Origin of the sequence: Pseudomonas sp. SCPG-7 (assembly GCF_002156405.1) — a bacterium.
In the GTDB taxonomy this organism is placed as follows: Bacteria; Pseudomonadota; Gammaproteobacteria; order Pseudomonadales; family Pseudomonadaceae; genus Aquipseudomonas; species Aquipseudomonas parakoreensis.
Genome location: NZ_MVOO01000001.1, coordinates 724,705 through 746,105 on the forward strand (window position 1 = coordinate 724,705; position 21,401 = coordinate 746,105).

Annotated in this window: 15 protein-coding genes; 3 read left to right on the forward strand and 12 right to left on the reverse strand. The window is 57.9% G+C overall.

The annotated features are described in order from the left end of the window. Nucleotides 1-17: 17 nt before the first annotated feature. Nucleotides 18-2,492: a UvrD-helicase domain-containing protein gene (locus tag B1722_RS03285; protein ID WP_086791342.1), complete on the reverse strand. Its 2,475-nt coding sequence runs from the start codon at nt 2,490-2,492 to the stop codon at nt 18-20. A 278-nt stretch (nt 2,493-2,770) separates the two neighbouring features. Here B1722_RS03285 and B1722_RS03290 point away from each other — a divergent pair, with 278 nt between their 5' ends. After that, complete coding sequence (locus tag B1722_RS03290) at nt 2,771-3,466, forward strand: pirin family protein (protein ID WP_086791345.1); 696 nt, start codon at nt 2,771-2,773, stop codon at nt 3,464-3,466. Between the two features lie 179 nt (nt 3,467-3,645). Here B1722_RS03290 and pgm read toward each other — a convergent pair whose 3' ends face one another. From pgm to B1722_RS03310, 4 genes are all read right to left on the reverse strand, one after another. Further along, complete coding sequence (gene pgm / locus B1722_RS03295; RefSeq protein WP_047294570.1) at nt 3,646-5,292, reverse strand: phosphoglucomutase (alpha-D-glucose-1,6-bisphosphate-dependent); 1,647 nt, start codon at nt 5,290-5,292, stop codon at nt 3,646-3,648. A gap of 96 nt (nt 5,293-5,388) precedes the next feature. Next, nucleotides 5,389-6,789, reverse strand: coding sequence for a GntR family transcriptional regulator (locus B1722_RS03300; protein WP_086791347.1), 1,401 nt, complete (start codon nt 6,787-6,789; stop codon nt 5,389-5,391). A gap of 48 nt (nt 6,790-6,837) precedes the next feature. Then, the gene (locus B1722_RS03305; protein ID WP_086791541.1) at nt 6,838-8,301 is read right to left on the reverse strand and encodes a hypothetical protein; all 1,464 of its coding nucleotides are present in this window, start codon (nt 8,299-8,301) and stop codon (nt 6,838-6,840) included. Between the two features lie 548 nt (nt 8,302-8,849). Next, nucleotides 8,850-9,872 carry a zinc-dependent alcohol dehydrogenase family protein gene (locus B1722_RS03310; RefSeq protein WP_041064212.1) on the reverse strand — a complete coding sequence of 341 codons (1,023 nt, stop codon included), beginning with the start codon at nt 9,870-9,872 and terminating at the stop codon, nt 8,850-8,852. A gap of 269 nt (nt 9,873-10,141) precedes the next feature. Here B1722_RS03310 and B1722_RS03315 point away from each other — a divergent pair, with 269 nt between their 5' ends. Next, nucleotides 10,142-11,056, forward strand: coding sequence for a LysR family transcriptional regulator (locus B1722_RS03315; RefSeq protein ID WP_041064215.1), 915 nt, complete (start codon nt 10,142-10,144; stop codon nt 11,054-11,056). An 832-nt stretch (nt 11,057-11,888) separates the two neighbouring features. Here B1722_RS03315 and B1722_RS03320 read toward each other — a convergent pair. Genes B1722_RS03320 through galB form a run of 3 tightly spaced genes read right to left on the reverse strand, consistent with a single transcriptional unit; the run spans nt 11,889 to nt 14,427 of the window. After that, on the reverse strand, nt 11,889-12,977 hold the full coding sequence (locus tag B1722_RS03320; protein ID WP_041064218.1) for a 4-oxalomesaconate tautomerase: 1,089 nt from the start codon (nt 12,975-12,977) through the stop codon (nt 11,889-11,891). Nucleotides 12,978-12,979: 2 nt separating this feature from the next. Then, nucleotides 12,980-13,696 (reverse strand): 4-carboxy-4-hydroxy-2-oxoadipate aldolase/oxaloacetate decarboxylase, encoded by a 717-nt coding sequence (locus B1722_RS03325; RefSeq protein WP_041064221.1) that lies wholly within the window; start codon nt 13,694-13,696, stop codon nt 12,980-12,982. Further along, nucleotides 13,693-14,427: a 4-oxalmesaconate hydratase gene (gene galB / locus B1722_RS03330; RefSeq protein WP_086791349.1), complete on the reverse strand. Its 735-nt coding sequence runs from the start codon at nt 14,425-14,427 to the stop codon at nt 13,693-13,695. The genes B1722_RS03325 and galB overlap by 4 nt, the downstream gene beginning before the upstream one ends. Before the next feature lie 155 nt (nt 14,428-14,582). Between galB and B1722_RS03335 the strand changes: the two genes are divergently transcribed. Further along, nucleotides 14,583-15,818, forward strand: coding sequence for a LysR family transcriptional regulator (locus B1722_RS03335; protein WP_041064227.1), 1,236 nt, complete (start codon nt 14,583-14,585; stop codon nt 15,816-15,818). Here B1722_RS03335 and B1722_RS03340 read toward each other — a convergent pair. The 4 genes from B1722_RS03340 to B1722_RS03355 all read right to left on the reverse strand — a co-directional run bounded on the left by B1722_RS03340 (nt 15,793) and on the right by B1722_RS03355 (nt 21,348). Beyond that, complete coding sequence (locus B1722_RS03340) at nt 15,793-17,040, reverse strand: OprD family porin (RefSeq protein ID WP_041064230.1); 1,248 nt, start codon at nt 17,038-17,040, stop codon at nt 15,793-15,795. The two genes, B1722_RS03335 and B1722_RS03340, sit on opposite strands and share 26 nt — an antisense overlap. 123 nt (nt 17,041-17,163) lie before the next feature. Further along, nucleotides 17,164-18,426, reverse strand: a complete 1,263-nt coding sequence (locus B1722_RS03345) for a gallate dioxygenase (protein WP_086791351.1) — start codon at nt 18,424-18,426, stop codon at nt 17,164-17,166. A 23-nt stretch (nt 18,427-18,449) separates the two neighbouring features. Then, nucleotides 18,450-19,787: an aromatic acid/H+ symport family MFS transporter gene (locus B1722_RS03350; RefSeq protein WP_041064238.1), complete on the reverse strand. Its 1,338-nt coding sequence runs from the start codon at nt 19,785-19,787 to the stop codon at nt 18,450-18,452. A 280-nt stretch (nt 19,788-20,067) separates the two neighbouring features. Then, a complete protein-coding gene (locus B1722_RS03355; RefSeq protein WP_086791353.1) occupies nt 20,068-21,348 on the reverse strand; it encodes an ABC transporter substrate-binding protein in 1,281 nt (426 codons plus the stop codon). Nucleotides 21,349-21,401: the final 53 nt, after the last annotated feature.

Genomic DNA, 21,401 nt, shown 5'->3' on the forward strand with positions numbered 1-21,401 from the left:
TTTTTTGTGCTTGCGTGCTACGCGTTTTGCGGCTGTTTCCGGTGATCAGCGAAGAACGCCTTGCCTTGAGCAACCCGATCGGACGCCCTTGGCATGTTCACGGCCTGAGTTTCCTGCGGCTCGACGTACCAGTAGCAATGGCTGACCGCCCGGGTGATACCAACGTAGGCCAGCCGCAGAATCTCGTCATTTTGCGCCGTATCATAAGGCTCGCTGTCGCCAGCCTTACCCAGTCCAGCCATCCGATACACCTGGTTCTTGTAGGGCGAACTGGTCAGGTGCTGGCAGTCACCGAGCAGGAACACCGCATCCGCCTGCAGCCCCTTGGCGCTGTGGTAAGTCAGCTGTTTCAGCCGTCGCGCTTCGTACGGCAAGCTCGAATCGACATTAACTACCGACTGAATATGCTGCTCAATCAATGACTTATCACTGCTTTTTCGATAGAGCATCAAGATCGAATCGCCACGATTGTAATGTTCGGCCAAGCGCTGCCCCATGGCCTGGTCATCGCGCTCCAGGACATTGACTGGCTGCATTGCCTTGGGAGCACCGCTGGCCTTGGCCTTCTTGCCGGGGATTGCCGGCGCGGCGCGGACGATGTGTTCGGCAGCATCGATGATGTGCTGATGGCTGCGATAGTTGTCACTGAGCATCACCCGAGTAGTGCACGGCGACGGAAATTCCTTGTTGAACTCCATGAAGTAACTCGGCGAACTGCCACGCCAGCCGTAGATCGACTGCCAATCGTCGCCGACACACAGCAACGAAGAACGCTGCGCACCCCGCCCGACATGCATGGCCGGGCCGCGACTGCGGATTTCCGCGAGGCTGGCGCGGATCCACGAGACGATTTGCGGCGATACGTCCTGAAACTCGTCGATCATCAAGTGCGACATAGGCCGCAGCAGCTCATCACTCAGCAGCTTCAGGTTCTCCGGCGAGTGCTCGCTGAACAGCGCAAACATTCGGTTGTAGGTCATCACCGGCGGCTTCTGATCGAGCAAGTGATCTTCGAGGGCACGCCAGAACAGGCTCAGCGCCTCAAAGAAGAATCGGTCGGGGTCGTCTTTGGCAAAACTCATGCGGCCGACGGCATCCGGCACGTCCAGCCCAAGGTTTTCGATAAAGCCGGCCGCCGCAACAAAACAGTCCAGTAACGGCGCCGAAACCAGTTCACCTTTGACCTTGTAATCGAAGCCCGGACCGGCGCTCGCGTCGCCGGCCAATGTCGCCAACACCCGCTTCGATGCTTCGTAGCTATCCAACCAAATCAATGGCTTACGACAGAAAGCTTGAAACAGGGTGCGTTTCACGGCCCATTCAGCGCGCAGGCTGAGCTTGGCGTTGGGGCGGCAGATTTGCGGGTTTTCCCGGGGATCGAAGCCGAGCACCACCCAGGCATCGAGGCTGGGAATGTAGCCGTGGCAGTGAAAGGTCGAACCGTTGATCTCGAACGTCTGCCGGCTGGGCTCAATGCCCTTGATCGGCCAGGCACCGGCGCGAAACCACAGGTCTTCGATGGCATCGCACAGTTCTTCGTCGCGTTTGGCCGCCAGTTCGGTCACCGCCATGCGCTTTTGCACGTCCGGGTGATCGCGCTCAAGCTCCTTGAGCTGCAATGCTGCTTTGGCCAGTGGTTGAATCAACTGGCTGAAACGTTCGTCTTGATTGAATAACCGGTGGTAGCACGCGTTGAGCTGCTGGCGCTGGGCATCATTGATTCGCAGATCGAACGGGTTGCTGTCGACCTCCTCGTCAGTGCCTTGTGGCCGATTGCTTAGATTTTCAAAAGCCTGCAAGCGTTCGAACCCCGGCAGACTGCGTACCATCGGCAAAATGCGTGAGTGAAAGGTGCGCACCAGTTCCCGCGCCTGTTGCAGGCTCAATGGCTGGCCCCAGAGCGCGAACATCTCGATCAGCTTATTGATGAAGTCCTTGCGCGACTCACGAGTGAAGGTCACCACGGTCATCGAATCCAGCTCAAACCCCAGATAATGCGTGAGCAACAGGATGCGCAGCACCAACGTGGTCGACTTGCCTGCCCCGGCCCCGGCGATCACCGAGGTCGAGGGAGTGTCACTGAAAATCATCTTCCATTGAGCGAGGCTTGGCTGGGCATGCGCGGGCAGCAGGCGCGCCACATCGGCTTTCATGCGCTTCTTCAGGTCGGCGCTGAGTGGCAGACGCCAGTCGTCGAACAGATGATTATCGACGCTCGGCGGACGATGCTCGGTGCTGCGACTGTCACGAATCAACAGCACCTGCCGGCCTTCTTCCAGGCCTTCGAGTTTCCCCTCCTTGATGCCGTACTCCACGCCAGCGGTGTGTCCGCTGCGAAAACCGTCCGCCTGGCCGTGTAGCCACGACGCACGGTGTTGAGCGCGCAAGCGTGTCAGGCCGTGGCCGAAGAAACGCGCGGCGAGACGCTTGAACCATGGCATCTCGGCCAGTGGACGGAGTTCGGGAGGCAGATCGGGAGTGTGTTGCGCCACGCTGAGGGGCTCCAGTGTGTGAGGCTGTTGCGGCTATGGTGTCTTTATTTGCCCCTGAGTTCTAGCGAAATGCTTACAGCTCATTGGTTTAGGCGATGAAGTGAAAGTGGGGTGAGATCGTTTCGAACCCGCTTCTCATCAACGGATTCGATGAGAATGCCGCACTTTTTACGCTTTTTCTCGATGATTGACTGATGGATGATGCCCGTCATTAACCGACGGTCTCGCTTCGTGGCTCTGGCGTTGCGCCCCATGACGGACCTTTTGAGGAGACGATCATGCTTGAACTCAGACCTTTCAACACGCTGGGCGGCGCTCATCACGGCTGGCTGGATGCCCATCACCACTTTTCGTTCGCCGAATACTACGACCCGCAACGCATGAACTGGGGCAATCTGCGGGTGTGGAATGACGACGTGATCGCCGCCGGCACCGGGTTCCCGTTACACCCGCACCGCGACATGGAAATCATCACCTATGTGCGTGAAGGTGCGATTACTCACCAGGACAACCTTGGTAATAAGGGACGCACTGAAGCCGGCGACGTGCAGGTCATGAGCGCCGGTACCGGCATCGCACACAGCGAATACAACCTGGAAGACAAGGAGACCCGAATCTTTCAGATCTGGATTCTGCCGACGGAAATCGGGGCGCCGCCATCGTGGGGTGCCAAACCGTTCCCCAAAGGTCAGCGCGAAGGCTTTGTCACCCTGGCCAGCGGCAAGGATGGCGATGATCAGAGCTTGCGCATTCGCGCCGATGCGCGATTGGTTGCAGCCAATCTCAAGGCGGGAGAAACCGCTGAGTATCAACTGGATGCAGGACGCCGTGCGTATCTGGTGCCCGCCACCGGCCTGATTGAAGTCAATGGCTTGCGTGCGCAAGCTCGAGATGGCGTTGCCGTCGAGCAGGAGGCGGTACTGACGGTGACGGCACTCGAAGACAGCGAAATCGTTTTGGTGGATCTGGCTTAGATTGCGGGTATGAAAAAGGGTGACCAATTGGATCACCCTTTTTACACAGGATTTAACGGCTGCCAACCTTGTGGCGAGGGAGCTTGCTCCCGCTGGGGCGCGAAGCGTCCCTGTTTTGCGACCGCTTTGCAGCGGAGCGGGAGCGAGCTCGCTCGCCACAGTTTCTTTGGTGATTACTACTATTTCGTGGAAATAGCACCATCCACCAAGGTTTGCGCTTCAGCCACCAGCTGCTTTAGGTGGTCGTCGCCAATGAAGCTTTCAGCGTAGATCTTGTAGATGTCTTCGGTGCCCGAAGGACGCGCGGCGAACCAACCGTTTTCGGTCATCACCTTCAAACCGCCGATGGCCTGATCGTTGCCCGGCGCATGGCTGAGAATGCTCTGAATCTTCTCGCCCGCCAGTTCGGTCGACGTCACTTGCTCTGGCGACAGTTTGCTCAGCAGGGCTTTCTGCTCAGGGTTGGCCTTGGCATCGACGCGCACCGAGAACGGTTCGCCCAGCTCATCGGTCAGGGCGCGATAGGCCTGGCTTGGGTCACGACCGGTACGCGCGGTCATTTCAGCCGCCAGCAGAGCTGGAATCAGGCCGTCCTTGTCGGTACTCCAGACGCCGCCATCCTTGCGCAGGAACGAAGCGCCGGCACTCTCCTCGCCACCAAAACCCAATGAGCCGTCGAACAGGCCATCGGCAAACCATTTGAAACCGACCGGGACTTCATACAAGCGCCGACCCAGGCGCTTGGCCACACGATCAATCAGGCCACTGCTGACCACGGTTTTACCCACGGCAGCGTCGGCGCGCCATTGCGGGCGGTTCTGGAACAGGTAATCGATGGATACCGCCAGATAGTTGTTCGGTGCCAGCAGACCACCCGACGGGGTGACGATGCCGTGACGATCGTGATCCGGGTCGCAGGCGAAGGCCACGTCGTAACGTTCCTTGAGGCCGATCAATCCTTGCATCGCATGGCTGGACGATGGGTCCATGCGAATCTGACCGTCCCAATCGACTGTCATGAAACGGAACGTCGAATCGACCTGTTTGTTAACAACGTCCAGATCAAGACGATAATGCTCGGCAATCGCCGACCAGTAACGCACCCCTGCTCCACCCAGCGGATCGACACCCAGGCGCAACTTGGCGCCACGAATGGCATCGAAGTCGATCACGTTGATCAGGTCGGCGACGTAGGTGTTGAGGTAGTCATGGCGGTGCGTGGTGCTCGCCTTGAGCGCCTGCTCGTAGCTGATGCGTTTGACACCCGCCAGCTTGTTGGCCAGCAGTTCGTTGGCCTTGGCTTCGATCCACTTGGTGATATGGGTGTCGGCCGGGCCGCCATTGGTAGGGTTGTATTTGTAGCCACCGCTTTGTGGCGGGTTGTGCGACGGCGTAATCACGATGCCATCGGCCAGACCCGAGGTGCGGCCACGGTTGTAGCAGAGAATCGCATGCGAAACCGCCGGCGTCGGCGTGTATTCGTCGCCTTCGGCGATCATCACGGTCACGCCGTTGGCCGCCAGCACTTCCAGCGCACTGGCTCCTGCCGGGGTCGACAGTGCGTGAGTGTCGATACCGACAAACAACGGGCCATCAATGCCCTGTGCTTCGCGATACAGGCAGATGGCCTGGCTGATCGCCAGAACGTGCCACTCATTGAAGCTCAGGTCAAAGGAGCTGCCCCGATGCCCGGAAGTACCAAACGCCACACGCTGGGTGGAAATAGAAGCATCCGGTTGGCCGGTGTAATAAGCCGTTACCAGTCGCGGGATATCGACCAACAATTCTGCCGGTGCCGGTTTGCCCGCAAAAGGACTGATAGTCATGCAAAACCTCTGAAATAGAGTGGTTCAGGAAATACAGCGCAGTTTACTGGCAGTTTGACCGCAGCGCGACGGGATCTATCCGACGCTTTCCAACGTTCATTCCACAGCAGCCAGTCGCAATGCATCCCCCAGCATTGCAATCGCTCCGCTCAAGCCGGTTTCCCCCTGATCCAGTAGGTTCAGACGCAGATGCCGACGGTGCAAACCCTGCAAACTGAACAGCGCCCCCGGCGCGATCAGAATCTGTTGTCTGAGCAGGCGCTGAAACACGTCGCGCATGTCCACCGGACGCCTTGCCCGCACCCAGACAGTCGCGCCGCCTTGCGGCTCAACGACCTGCAGTGCATCGCCCAAGCGTTCGCGCAGCAAATGGATCATGGGCGTTCGACGCTCCCTGAGCAGCCGGCGAAGGACATGCAGATGCTGATCGATCCGACCGTTTCCATACAGTCGAGCGATAGCCTTCTGGCGGATGGGCGACAGTCGGAACGAACGCATCAGAAAATGTCGCAGTAATTCGCTCTTCCATTGGCGCGACAACACGAACCCGTAAGGTGCTTCGATTCCGATGAATTTTTCGAACGTGGAGAAGACCAGCAGTCGATCTGGATCCAGCAAGTCACGCAGGCAATCGCCGTCCATGACTTCGCCAAGCTCACCATAACAATCGTTTTCCAGAACCCAGGCGCCGTGTTTGACAAGCAGCCCGGCGATGCGGCTGCGATTGCCTGCAGGAACCTGTGTGCCACGCGGCATACTCAACCCCGAAGAAAGCACCACCAACCTGACATGTTCAGTGTTGAGCAGCGCTTCCAGGCGTTGCGGTTCCAGACCGCCGCAGGCCTGCAGGGGCAACTCGATTACGCGTACCTCTGCTGCCTGCAGCAGCCGCAGTATGACCCAGTCGCAGGGCGATTCAACCAGAACCGTTGCGTGTTTGAGCTGTAGAACGGCAACCAGAATTTCCAGCACCCCGCGCAGATCCGCACCGATGTAGACATCCTCGGCGTGCCAGCACTGCTGCGGTGAAGTGGTATAGCGGGCTGCCACGACCGTGCGTAATTCAAATTCACCGCAAGGCTGATCAAGCGGCGTTGGTTGCCGGGGGTACTGCCGCAGGAGTTCGCGTTCGAGCAATAGCAACGGGCTGTCCAGCGATTGCACGGAGACCGGGTCTTCGGCGCTCAACAGCCGCATTCCCGGGCGCCGCGCATTGACGTAGAGGGTTTCAAGCAGATCATTGCCAACGGCTGGAGACGACAGATCCGCTAACGCCCGGGCGTAATAACCGGACTTGGCAACTGAATAGACCCGCCCTTCTTTCTCCAGCAACGAATAAGCATATTGAATGGTCGAAATCGACACATTCAGACGCTCTGCCAGCTGACGCAGCGACGGTAGCCTGGTGCTGTCATTACCGGCCGTCTCCGCCATCAATCGCATCAAGTAACGATAAACGGCCTGATAAGCGAAACCGGGCTCTCGTACCCCTTTCATGAGCCCGATACCGGGACGACAGTCGCTCTGAAGGATGAATCACTCACCTCAACGCTCCGCTGACCGGCCACCCACGCCGGTGTCGGCATTACCAGCATCCTCCGCCGCGCCTCCTGCCGACCGGGCAGCACCACGGGCCGGCAGTGGCTCCATGGCGTAGAGATGCCCGATCAGCCTGATCGGCAGCCCGCTGACATCCGTCATCCATTGCAACACTTGCTCGGGGCCGTGCAACCCTTGCATGGCCCGGTGCAAATCGGGCAATGCCACCAACATGCCGGGATGACAACTGCGCAGAAACCGCTCAAGCCCGGCCCCCCGTTCGATGAACGGCGTGAACAGCAAACACACCCATTGCGCTTCGTTAAGACCGTAGGTCTGGTGCAGAGCTGTTGCCGCCTCTTCACGCAACTCCTCAGTCTGCTGTAACCCTAGCCTCGCGATCATCTGCTCACAAACCGGATCCGGCACTTGCATTTGCTGCATTCTTACCAGCGTGCGCTGAACATGTTCCGCAAAACCGCATTCATAACCGCTTCCGTCAATGAACTCGGCCTCAAGGCCGCGAAGATGAGCCTCAATCAAAGGATCGGCGTATTCACCTTCGCCCTGGTGAAATACCCACTCCTCCGCCTGAAACCCGAGAAACTCGCTAAGCAAAGGCCAGCGCTCCTCCAGTTTGCCCACCGCCATGTCGTGAATATCGACGAATGTAGTGCGACGGCAAGACTCGAATCCGTCCTCGGGACGCCAGCGCAATAACTGGGATTCGGCGTAAAGACCGCGATACAGATCCCCTCCCAGGCCGTCGAGAACCGCGAACAAGTCGTCGAATGAGACTGCATTGGATGGCAGAGCCTCCAGGCCGGCTTTCTGCACCGCTCGCGCGAGATCATTGATGAATTGCTTCTGGCGCCGCGGCGACTCACTGGCAACCCAGGCGTCAACACCATTGTTCCAGCGGGCAATCTGGCCGCAAAACTCGGCCCGCGCCAGGCAAACGTCGTCCCACAATTCAAGTGGCTCGTCCCTTGCCCGGCGATGCCCCATCATCAGAAGATTAATGCGATTGGCATCCGCACTGTCATTGTCGGGTGACTTCTGGTGATTGAACGGCAGTACTTGACGATGATCCACCATCAGCATTTCGACCCGGGGGTCATCATAAAGAAACAGTGCAGCAAAGCTGCGGTGCAGATTGTCGAGTGCGGCACCGCCCATGCTGCCGCTGCGCAGGACGGCGACACGCAACTGGAAGGTGGCGGGTGCGCGGCCGGCGATACTCAGCTGAGCGGCGCGCAACAACGCCAGGGTGTAGCAGCTGTCACGAGTACCGGACGATGTCACCAGAACCTTGTAGTCCCCCATGCGTTCCGCTCCGCCAGCGGCGACCATCAGCCGCTGGATCAGCAACTGCAGCGCAGTCCGTTCGGCTCTGGAAAAGAAACTCAGCAAGCGTTGCAGTACTTGCTGGTAGACATAGTTCATTGCCTGATCATGGATCGTGCTCATCAGTACTTTACCCGGCGTAAAAAATTCGTATCGCACATCAGTGAAGACACTGGCGCAATAATTCATCAATAAGTAATAGACGATCAAATACTAACACTTATGATTTTGAAGTTATTTGAAACACTTGCACCTGAGAAGTCGACAATAACGCCACCCTAAGTGACGTAAACCCCTGCCAGCGCTGGGTTTTCCCTGGCAGAAAAACATCTGAGGAAACTTCTTACAGCGTCCCACGGACATTGAGTACAAGAAAAGCAGAACGATAATAGGAAAGACCCTACACCGATTAAACAGAAACCGGCATATCGCTCGCGAGATGAATTATTCAACACGGAATAGAAAACAGAATGCACAGACATGGCTCATTCCTTGAGATGAAAGTAATCATTCAATTATCAGGGCTTAGAGGGCGATTAAAAGATACAGATCGCGAGCAAAAACCGGTTCAGATGCACAGGCAGCCAGGCACTGAATCCGGCAACTGTTGTGATGGCAAGGGAGCAACACGCTGGAGTCCGTGGGGCCACGGACTCTGATCGGAGGGGGAGTTACGCGGGTTCGACCTGCAGGGCGACCCGCTCGCGGCATGGGCATTCGTCCATGTAACGATGCGCTTCAACGAACTCGTTGAACGGGAAGACCCGAGTCTTGAGCGGCAGCAATACGCGGTCGGCGGTGAGCTGGTTGATGTCACGCAGGGCCCGCTGCAAGGCGACGTGGTCCTGAGTGATACCGAGCTCGGGTTTGCCGGTGAAATTGCCGATGCAGTGCACAAAGAACTGGATGTTCTTCTGAAAGGCCGCACAGGCCGGAAATGGTGTCTGATTACCGCCTTGCAGGCCATACAAAACGAGGCTGCCACGCGGCGCAAGCACATCACCGAGCAACGACATCTGCGGGCCGCCAAGACCGTCAAAGACCACATCGACACCACGGTTGTCGGTGATTTTGTTGATTCGCATCAACAGATCTTCTTCCTCGGTGACGATGACTTTCTCGGCACCCAGCGACAGCAGGTATTCACGCTCATCTGCGGTTTTCGTCGCGGCAATCACCCTCACCCCCATGGCTTTGCCCAACTGGACAAAGGACGGACCGGCGCAATGGCTGGCGTCAGTGACCAGGGCAAACTGCCCGGGTTTGACCCGCGCCAGATCGGCATAGGCGAAATAGGCGATCAACAGCGGCGTGTAATGCACGCTGGCTTCGATCGGGCTGAGCACATCCGGATAGCGAGTCAGCGCGGTGCGCGGCAAAACAATCTGCTCGCCGTACACCGGGTAGTCGTTCGGGCTTTCGGCGGGAAAACTGGCCACCTTGTCGCCAACCGACAGGTCGTCGACACCGTCACCGATCGCGGTGACCACGCCGGCCATTTCATGGCCGAGACCGGACGGCAAGCGTGCCTGGGACGAGGCCAGGTTCTGACGCCAGAGAATGTCATACCAGCTGATGCCGATCGCTTCGACACGCACCTGCACTTCGCCAGGACCTGGCTGAGCGGCCGCATGCTCTTCGCATTTGAGCACCTCGGCCGGACCAAACTTGTGAAAACGGATCGTGCGGGACATCGCAAACCTCGTCAAAGTAACCTCTAATGCCCTGAACTCTATCTGGGCTTTTGACCCAAGACTATCAGTGGCTATTAATAGTCGACATGCCTGTCATTGATTCCGCAGTATGAACGGCATTGGCAAAATCGATGAAAAAATGCCGCAACCGGCTCGGTAAAGCTGAATTTAGCGGTGCAGAGTACCAGCCTTTCCCCGTAATATTCATGCCGGCCATTGTTCTCATATGGTCGCTCTCGTCAAGCTTGATGACTCTGCCAGGACTCCAGATGAATCGTAATGACCTGCGTCGTGTCGACCTGAACCTGTTGATCGTGTTCGAAACCCTGATGCACGAACGCAGCGTGACCCGCGCCGCCGAGAAGCTGTTTCTCGGCCAGCCGGCGATCAGTGCGGCGCTCTCGCGCCTGCGCAGCCTGTTCGATGACCCGTTGTTCGTGCGCACCGGACGCAGCATGGAACCGTCCGCACGCGCCGTGGAAATCTTCGCCCTGCTCTCGCCGGCACTCGACTCGATTTCCACCGCTGTCAGCCGCGCGGCGGAATTCGATCCGGCCACCAGCACCTCGGTATTTCGTATCGGCCTGTCCGATGACGTCGAGTTCGCCCTGCTGCCGATGCTGCTCAAGCGCCTGCGCGCCGAAGCACCGGGGATTGTCCTCGTCGTGCGCCGGGTCAACTACATATTGATGCCAAGCCTGCTGGCCTCCGGCGAAATTTCCATCGGTGTCAGCTACACCACCGACCTGCCGGCCAATGCCAAGCGCAAGGTCTTGCGGCGCAGCCAGCCGAAACTGCTGCGCGCCGACACGGTGCCCGGCCCACTGAGCCTCGACGACTACTGCGCCCGCCCCCATGCGCTGGTGTCGTTCGCCGGCGACCTCAGTGGCTTCATTGATGAAGAGCTGGAGAAACTCGGGCGCAAGCGCCACGTGGTGCTGGCCGTGCCGCAGTTCAACGGCTTGAGCACGTTGCTGGCCGGAACCGACATCGTCGCGACGGTGCCGGATTACACGGCGGATGCGCTGACGGCGGCGGGCGGTGTGCGCGCAGAAGATCCACCGTTGCCGACGCGCACGTTTGAGCTGCACATGGCCTGGCGTGGATCGCAGGACAACGATCCAGGGGAGCGCTGGTTGCGGTCGCGGATTCAGATGTTTTTTGGCGACCCTGAGAGTCTCTAGGCGTCGCCGGGCAGGCTGTTTGGCTGATCATTTCTGCCTTTTCATAGACCATGGAGATCCATCCACTTACAGAGAATTGCTACATTGGGGGCACATCTGAGGGCATGCTTTGGATGGTTTGAAAAGGATGCCCCCAACCTAAGGTTCGACAGCCCCTTCTCGGAAAAGGCATACGCTACTGCTCGCAACCACCATCGCACGAACTGTTTTGATCAGTAGCAATAGAGTGTAGGCTCTACTCTACTAGTCTCGATGTCTGTTCTAAACCGATTGTCGTAAGCAGTGATGACAGCTTTGGGTCGACATGAGTCAGTCGCCGTAGATGGCAGTCTAGCGATGCCGTTCAGTCGGCACAGGCAATGAGCGCGGAAATAATCCAGAGCTAAGTTAGAGCTGCTTCCAGAGCATACTGATCCACGATGTCGCCAGACTCGAAAATTCCTGTCTCTACGATTTTTTCTAGAGCATTTTCGATGTCCTGAAAACCCAATCTGACATTATTTACACACTCTGGCCCGTTAGCGGCCGTACCGAGTGACATTTGCACACGATCAAAGCGGAATACTTTGGGCCATAACCCATTGAAACTACTTGTTATAGTCATGGAATTGAAACAGTCAACTGTAACAAGTCCATGAGTTCGAATCCCACCGCCTCATCCGTATTTGATACGACAAAGCCATGATTATTCAGGGCTTTGTCGTTTGTGAGGTAAGCGATTGTAATCGCGGATTTCGTAAATCCTTTCCGCATGATTTGTTCGGTTTCCGCAACCAAAACTAACAACCGTGTCTACAGGATCGCTCGGTTGATCTTAATTGGAGGGTCGAATTTAACCGATTGGCATATCACGCCATAGACCTGACGGAACGAATACGATGCCGCTGATTAAAAGTCTGGCGGTGCGCATCAACCCGCAGTCCGCTATTTTCCCATCCTTTAACCCTACTTCAACAGTAAACTCGCCCGTCGGGTGTTCGATCGACAAGCGCTTCATATCACCTTCCTCCACAACTGCCATGCCCTCCGCAACACTGCCTTCAATTAGGCTGGCAGCAGCTACACTGACGGCGCCAAACACACCAATGCTGGTGTGGCATCGATGGGGAATGAAACTGCGTGTGCTGATGGCCCCACCTATTTGCGGTGGTGCAATCAAGCACATCTTCGGCACGTTGCGCTGGCTCACATCTCCCAGGTTCATACGTCGCCCCGCTTGCAGTCGAATGGACTCCAGACGCTGTTTCAGTGAAGCATTGACGTCGAGTTGCGCAGGACTCTCATAGCCACTGCAACCAAGCTCTTGCGCGTTGATCAGCACTACGGGCATGCCGTTATCGATGCAGGTCACTTCAACGCCGTCGATCACGTCCCGGGCGCTGCCGGTCGGCAACAGGGCGCCGCAACTGGCGCCAGCGATATCCTTGAATTCGACAATCAATGGTGCGGCCTGTCCTGGCACGCCGTCGATACGCGCGTCGCCGTCATAGCGCACCTCACCATCAGAGGTTGGTACATGGGCGATGGCGATCTGTCCGGTGTTTTCCATGTAGATCCGCACTGGGGTGACGTCGGCTATCGCCGCCACCAACCCGCGCTCGATGGCGAACGGGCCGACACCGGCGAGGATGTTTCCGCAGTTCTGACCGTAATCGATGCGCGGCTCATCCACCAGCACCTGGGCGAAAAGGTAATCGACATCTGCACCCGCGCGGCTTGACGGTCTGATGATCGCCACTTTGCTGGTCAGTGAATCACCACCGCCAATGCCGTCGATCTGCCGCGCATCCGGCGAGCCCATCACCGCCAGCAACACGCGGTCTCGCAGCGCAGGCTCTTGCGGTAAATCGTCGGCCAGAAAGTAAGCGCCTTTCGACGTACCGCCGCGCATCAACAGACAGGGAATGCGGGTCTGCGCCATGCTCAGTCTCCCAGCTCTTCAAGATTGTCGACGTAACGCAAACCCTTTTCCGCCAAGCGCGCGCGCATGTTGTAGATGTCCAGACCCAGTTCGCCCTTGGCCAAGCGCAAGGCCTTCTGTTCCTCCAGGTCGGCCCGGGCGCGACTGGCTTCGACGACTTGCTGCACCTCGGTACGTCGCACGATCACAACACCATCGTCATCCGCAACCACCACATCACCCGGGTGCACCAGTTGCCCGCCGCACACCAGCGGCAGGTTGACCGAGCCCAGGGTTTCTTTGATTGTGCCTTGGGGGCTGATGGCGCGGGACCAGACCGGGAAGCCCATTTCGCGCAGGGTGTGGGTGTCGCGCACGCCCGCATCAATTACCAGCGCCCGAACGCCGTGAGCCTTGAGCGAGGTGGCCAAAAGGTCGCCGAAGTAGCCGTCTGTGCAAGGTGAACTCGGCGCAACCACCAGAATATCACCGGGCCGGCATTGTTCGACGGCCACATGGAACATCCAGTTGTCGCCCGGAGCGACGAGTACCGTGATGGCTGAACCACTGATTACCGAGCCTTGTTGAATTGGTCTGATCGAAGCCGCGAACAGTCCTTTGCGGCCTTGTGCTTCATGAATAGTCGCCACCCCGAAGCGATTCAACTCATCGACCAGCGCCGCTTCGGCCCGCTGAATATTGCGCACGACAACGCCAGTCTTGCCGATATGTTCGCTCATCCCAGATTCTCCGTGACACGCGGGAAAATACTCTGATAACCCTCGCCATAGACGATGTTGCGGGTTGAGGTGATCCCGACATTACGTTTGGCTTGCACACCGCGCTGCAGGGCAACGCGCGTGTAGTACTCCCACAAATGTTCCTGACCGGCCATGCACTGGATGGCCGCGTACTTCTTGTCCCAGACCTCCGTGATGTCGAGCAATACATCGGGGCGCCATTCGCATTGCTCGGGCTGGTGCGGCTCGAAACTGTAGACCGGCGGTGCGCCGACGATTTTCTCACCCGGTTTATAGCCTTCGGCCTGGGCGATGATGCGCGCCTCCTGCGTCAGGTTCATGGCCAGCGGGTGATCGTAGTTGTACGGGTCCTTGAGCGAGTGACTGAGGACGAACTCCGGCTGCACCCGGCGGAACACATCGGCAAGGCGGAACAAGGTTTCCTTGTCGGCGCGCATCGGGTAATCGCCGATATCGAAGAACTCGACACTGGCCCCGAGAATATCGGCGGCGGCCTGAGCCTCTTCGCGACGTGCGGCTTTGACCTTGTCTTCGCTCATCTCGCCCTTGCGCCACAGCTTGGCGGATTCGCCGCGCTCACCGAACGACAGGCAGACAATGTGAACGTGGTAACCCTGCTGGGCATGCAGAGCGATGGCGCCACCGGCACGCCAGACAAAATCGGCTGAGTGGGCGCTGACGACCAGCGCGTTTCTGGTTGAATCGATCATTGCGGATTCTCCTTTAGCGTTGCGAAAGAGCATCGCATCGCACCCCGCCGACGGAGTAATGCGTTCGAGTGTTCGAGGTATGCGTTTTTTTTATTGCCACTCGAAAATATCGGCGGCATAGTCGTCGAATTCGCCGACCCGCAGAGCCCTTGTCCATGGAAAACCTTGAACTGCCGAGCCTGATGCACGTGCGCGCCTTCGTCCGCGTGGCTGATCACGGCAGCGTCTCCAAGGCTTCAGTCGCGCTGTACCGGGCGCAATCGGTGGTCACCCGCTCCATTTCCGAATTCGAAGAACGGCTGGGCGTAATGCTGTTCGAGCGCCATGCCAACGGTATGCGTCTGACCAATTTCGGAGAGCGTTTGCTGCCCCGAGCGCGACGGGTGCTGGCGGAGCTTGGGAGCGTGCCTACATTGCTCGGCCTAGGCGAAAAAGCCGCGATTGAACCGCTTTATCTGTTCCAGGCGCGACGCCTGCAAGTGTTCATCAAACTCTGTGAAACCCACCATATGCAGACCGTGGCCAGTCTGCTGGGCCTGAGCCAACCGGCCGTCAGTTCGACGCTGAAAGTGCTGGAAAACGGCTGCGGCCAATCGCTGTTCGAGCGCACGCCACGCGGCTTGCAGCCGACCCGCGCCAGTCATGACATCCTGTTTGCAATCCGCCGTGCGCTGAACGAGTTGCGCCATATCGACACCGATATCACCGCCCTTCGCGGCGCCTTGCACGGTGTTGTGCACGTCGGTGCCCTGCCCCTCGGCCGCACGCGCATTCTGCCCGAGGCCATCGTGCGCCTGATGGCAGAGCATCCCGGCATTCAAGTGATCACCAATGAAAGTCCCTTCGACCTGCTGGCGACCGAGTTGCGTGCCGGCGATGTGGATTTCATTTTGGGTGCGCTGCGTTCATCGACCTATGCCAGCGACCTGGTCGGCGAGTCACTGCTGACGGAAGAAATGGTCGTGCTTGCGCGGCGTGATCATCCGCTCTGCGGCAACGGCGATTTGCAGAATCATCTGGGCAACGCGCGCTGGGTATTGCCTCGTGCTGGCTCACCGGCGCGGACGATGCTCGAGGAATGCTTCGCCGGTTTCGGCATTCCGGCGCCTTCCCCGGTGGTGGAAAGCGCCGACATGGCGATCATTCGCGGACTGTTGTTACGCTCGGACATGCTCGCGGCCGTTTCAGCGCATCAACTGGAACAGGAAATCACTAGCGGCGAGTTGTGCATTTTGCCGCTGGAGTTGAAACAGACCGCCAGAGCCATTGGCCTGACCTACCGCAGCGGCTGCCTGCACTCACCGGTGGCGCAGGCGTTGATGGAAATGATCCGCCAGGTGATCCAGGCACAGGCCGCTGAGGCGCTTAAAGCAGGTTCAACGGATAGCTGATGATCAAGCGATTCTCGTCGAACTCATTGCTGCTGTAATCGCGGCGAATGCTCGAGTTGCGCCAGCGCAGGTTGAGGTTCTTCAACGCACCGCTTTGCAGTGTGTAGCCCAACTCGGATTCGCGCCCCCATTCCTTACCGTCGGTGACGGCCCCGCTGTGCACGTCGTCGCCGCTGATGTAACGGTTCATCAGGGTCAGACCGGGCACGCCGAGTACGGCGAAATTGTAGTCATGGCGTAGTTGCCAGGATTTCTCCCGCGCATTGTCGTAGCTGTTGTTGTAGCTGTCGTTGGCCAAGGTTCCGCCGCTGGTGCCGTTGACTCTCATCCAGGCATCATCGCCGCTGAGCTTTTGCAAACCGAGGTAAAACGTGTTGCCGCCGTAGCGTGCCGACAGCAATGCCGAGAACGTGCGGTTGTCCAGATCGCCTGCGCGGGCACTGCCATCCTCGCGACCCCAGAAGTAGCCAAGATTGGCGCCCAGCGTCCAGTCACCCAGTGGTTGGCTATGAACCAGTTGCAGATACTGTTGCTGATAGATGTCCTTTAGCTGAGCATTCCACACGCCGATCATCGTGCGCTTTTCGTTGAACGCGTATTCGCCGCCGACGAAGTTGAAACGGTCAGAGGTAAACGCGGTTTTGCCCTGCATGAACATGTCTTCCATGCTTGAATCGTTGCGCGGACTATTCTGCCGGAACTGACCGCCATACAAGGTCAACCCGGCGATATCCTGTGAAGTGACCTGACCGCCACGAAAGGTTTGTGGCAATGAGCGACCGTCGTCGGAACGCAATATCGGCAACACTGGCATCCACTCGCCGAGCTTGATTTCGGTCTTGCCGATTTTCATTTTCCCGGCGACAGCCAGGCGCCCAAATTGATCGGCAGGTCGGCCATCACTGTCCAGCGGCAGCAATTGCGTGCCTCCCGTGCCTTGCCCGCCGTCAAGCTTCAGCGAATACAGGCCCAGCACATCCACACCAAATCCGACTGCACCTTGGGTGAATCCAGAGCGGAAATCGAGAATGAAATTCTGCGTCCATTCCTCGGCTTTGCCCTGCGCATTGGCCGGGTTGGTGAAGTTGCGATTGATGTAGAAGTTGCGCAGGTTGAGATTGGCCCTGGCGTCTTCCACAAAGCCTGCAGCGCTCGCCTCGACAGGCAGAGCACAAACGGCGGACAGCGTGAAGACTACGCGTGTATTGGCGGTGATTTTCATTGTTATTGTTATCCATTTTTTTGGGATGAAGCAGTCCGCTACGCCCGCATGAGCCGGGCGCAGTGAAGTCATTCAAGGGTGTTGCGAAGCGGCCCGGAGCGAGCCGCCGATGACGCCGTGTCGTTAGTGTGGGGCCTTGCCCGCTACCGAATAGAGCACCTGCTGATTACGGGTTTTCATGAATTCCTCGAGGCTTTGTCCGCGCATTGCCGCGTATATCTGCAGATTCGGCACCCCGACCACGGCAGCGAGTTTTTCCAGCACGAAAAAAATCGCCCCGTAGTGAATCAATCCGCGCCAGTCGCGGCGTCGCAGCAGATCCCGCTCTTCATCGCTCAGCCCTGCTTGATCGAACAGCGCTTCGGGTTGGTCGAGGAAACACTGACGCCAGTGCGGCTCGATCATGCGATGCAAAAACTTGTTCAACCGATAGCCCTTGGCGCTGCGTTCCAGGGTGAACGGATAGGTGCCTGCGAGCCTCTCGATACCCGCCAACTGATGCTGCATGTGCAGCAAGTGCCGCGCGTTGACGTCGACGGGAACGGGCCGATCCTGATTTTCCAGCAGCAGTGTGGCAATGCCGGTCATCGACGGCAGGTAGTAATCCTGGTGCAGGTTTTTCACCGTGGCCGACAGCGCGCCGCGCATGATCAGCCAGGTGATCACTTCCGAACCTTCCATGCCCCCCAGCGCGGCGTACTCGGCGTGGGTCATTTCGGTCAGCCGCTCGGGATCATTGACCAACAGATCAATGAACTGCTGGTCCCACTCCGGGTTGTTGAAACCACAGCGCTCGCCGTGCACCTGGTGGGAAACACCGCCGGTCGCGACGATGGCCACTTTCAGATCCTCGGGGTAACTTTCAATCGCCCGGCGCAGCGCCTGGCCCAACTTGTAGCAACGCCGCGCACTCGGCACCGGGAACTGCAACACGCCAACCTGCAGCGGCACGATCTCCACCGGCCAGTCCGGCTCGCACGGCAACAGCGCCGACATCGGCGAGAAGAAGCCATGGTCGAGCGGTTTGTCGCGGAAGAAACTCATGTCGAATTCATCCGCCACCAGGCTCTCGCCGATGTGCCGCGACAGCGCCGCATGACCAGCGATCCCCGGTAACTCACGTGGATTGCCGCCCTCATCGGCGACTTCGTAGCGATCATCGACACCGAGGGAAAAGGCACCATAGTGATCAAAGAAAAACGACGTCACGTGGTCATTGAAGATATAGAACAGCACATCCGGTTGCTGCTCCTTCAGCCACACCTTGATCGGCTCAAAGCCACGGAAGATCGGCGCCCAGGCGGCCTCATGCTGCTTATCGTGATCGACTGCAAAGCCGATGGTCGGGGTGTGAGATACAGCGAGGCCACCAATGATGCGTGCCATAACGAGTTCCTTTATTGAAAAGATTAATGCGCCAGCAAGGCCCGACTGACTCGGCGCCGTGCATGACCGTTGGCCAGGATCGCCAGTGCAGCGATAAAGGCAGGCACGCTCAACAGGGCAAACAGCAGCGGCAACCCCAACCCGAGGCTGAGCACCGCGCCACCGATGAGCGAACCAAAGATAGCCCCGAAGCGGCCGATACCCAGCATCCAGCTGACGCCCGTGGCGCGGCAGTCCGTCGAGTAGTAACCGGGTGCGAAAGCATTGAGGCCGGTTTGCGCGCCGCTCATACAGAAACCTGCCGCCACCACGCCGAATGCCAGCAGGCCCGATTCAAGGCTGAAGGCGCCCAGCAGCAGAATGAAAGCGCCACCCAGAGCGTAAGACGTGGCAATCACCGCGTTCGGATTTCGCCGGTCCATCGCCCACCCAACCACGATGGCGCCGACAGTACCGCCAATCTGGAACAGTCCGGTGATGGTCGCGGCCCGTTCGATGGACAGCCCACCTTCACGCAGCAGGGTCGGCATCCAGCCCATGGTTAGGTAGATCACCAGCAACCCCATGAAGTAAGTTGCCCACAAGGCGAGAGTGCCGAAACGATAGTGATCGGTGAAGAGCAAGCGCAGCGGTGCTTTTTGCTGAGTCTGCGGTTCGGCAATGACGAATTTCGTCGCTGCGCTGAACGTGCCCCCCAGCTTGTTCAGCACCTTGGCAATCTGGCTGGCGGGCGCGTTGCGTGCGGCGAGAAAACGCGCCGACTCAGGCAGCAACAGCCACATCAAGGGCAGCAGCAACATCGGCAGAATCCCGCCGGCGAGCAACACCGACTGCCAGCCGTGATGGGGAATCAACCACGCAGCGAGAAATCCGCCCAACCCCGACCCCATATTGAATCCGGTGAACATGATCGTGATGAACAGTGACCGATTGCGTTCCGGCAAATACTCGGAAAGCAGTGTGGTGGTGTTTGGCAATGCTGCGCCCAGCGCCACACCGGTCAGCAGACGCAAGGCAGCCAGCTCGTAGGGATTACGTGCAAAGGCGCATGCAAGGCTTAGCACGCTGAAGCCAGTCACCGCCGTCAGTAGTACTTTTTTGCGGCCGATTCGGTCGGCGTAAGGGCCAGCGGTCAGCGCACCGATCGCCAGCCCAATCATGCCCGCGCTCATCACCGGGCCAAACGCCGCTTTCGAAAGCCCCCACTCTTGAATCAGCGAGGGGGCAATAAATCCCATCACCGCGACGTCGAAGCCATCGAAAAGCACTATGAAAAAACATAAACCCATAATCAGCCACTGGTACGGCACCAGTTTTCGGTTGTCAATCCACGCTTTGATATCCACCCTTTCACTACTCATGCTCTCACCTTCTTATTTTTGTAGAAGTCCCGACGGACGAGGCCTGTAATTGGACCGTCCACGCTAAACGATGGAGGTGACTGTAAAGCCGCAGGTATACCGCTCGCCTCTGGGAAATTATTAACCGGGTATCGATTTTTCTTATCGGGGAATCAACAGAGATAAACAGAGCGTGGTAGAGCGGGGGTGATGATTGCGGCACGAGCAGCCGCTAGTAGGAGATGCATCGTCAATAGCTGCTCCGTATTCGGTATACGGAGCAGCTCAAAACTAAAGCAATTTATTGTGCGGCCTTGATCGCCGCCAGCAACTGCCTGCCAGCCTTACCAGCATCGGCGGACTTGTCATTCATGAAGTGGGTCACGACATCGAACACAGCGCCCTGCACCGCCTGAGAAGTCGACATGTTGAATGCCATGCTCGGAGCGAGTGAACCAGTCTTCTCGGCAGCAGCGAAATCCTTTGCAGAGGCTTGTGCACAGCTATCGAATCGACTCATGTCCAAACCCTTGATGACGGGTATTGACCCCTTGTTTTGATTGAAAACATATTGAAACGACGGCTCCAGCGCTACTTTGGCCAGGTCGTTGCGGGCTGCAATATTGCCAGGGGTGTCATTCTTCGAGGCAAGTTTGAACATCGCCAGTGAATCAATGGTATAGCTGTAAGCACCCTGCGAGCCGGGAAATGGCACACAAATGTAATCTGTATCGGCAAACTTGCCCGCCGCGCTCCACTCACTTTTCGCCCAGTCCCCCATGATTTGCATGCCTGCTTTGCCATTGATGACCTTGGCTGTTTCCAGATTCCAGTCTTGACCGTTGCCATCGGGATCCAGATAACTCTGTATTCTTCGCAGCGCATTGAATACTTCAATCATTTTCGGCCCGGTGAAAACACTGTCGTCGACATCAATAAAGGCCTTCTTGAAACCATCAACGCCCATCACGCTCAACACGAGGTTTTCGAAGATTGTCGTGTCCTGCCAGGCCTGACCGCCATGTGCGATAGCTATGAACCCTGCCGCCTTGAGCTTATCCCCAGCAGCATAAAGTTCATCAAGAGTGGTCGGCACATCGGAGATACCCGCCTGCTTCAGAACGACAGGGTTAAGCCAAAGCCAATTGATGCGATGAATATTCACCGGTGCCGCAACGTAATGCCCCTCGTACTTCATTATTTGGGCGACGGACTCGGGAAGCAGGCTGTCCCAGTTATTCGCCTTGGCGACGTCGTCAATGCTGGCAAGAAGATCGAGGCGACCCCATTCCTGAATATCTGGCGCTTTTATCTGCGCGGCGGTGGGAGGATTGCCCGATACAGCACGGGTTTTCAGCACAGTCATGGCCGCACTGCCTCCGCCGCCAGCGACTGCACTGTCCTGCCAAGTGAATCCATCTTTCTCGATGATTTTCTTCAAAACTTCCACCGATTTGGCCTCGCCCCCGGAGGTCCAATAGTGAACGACTTCAACGTTTCCCTTGGTTTCAGCGGCCTGAATCACAAGAGGAAATAAAGCGGCAAGAGAAACCATGGCTGCAAGGCGGTTCATTGAGTTCATGTCAGTACCTTATTGTTTTTTTATCGAGGTAGTGGGCTATTCGCTCAGTCTCA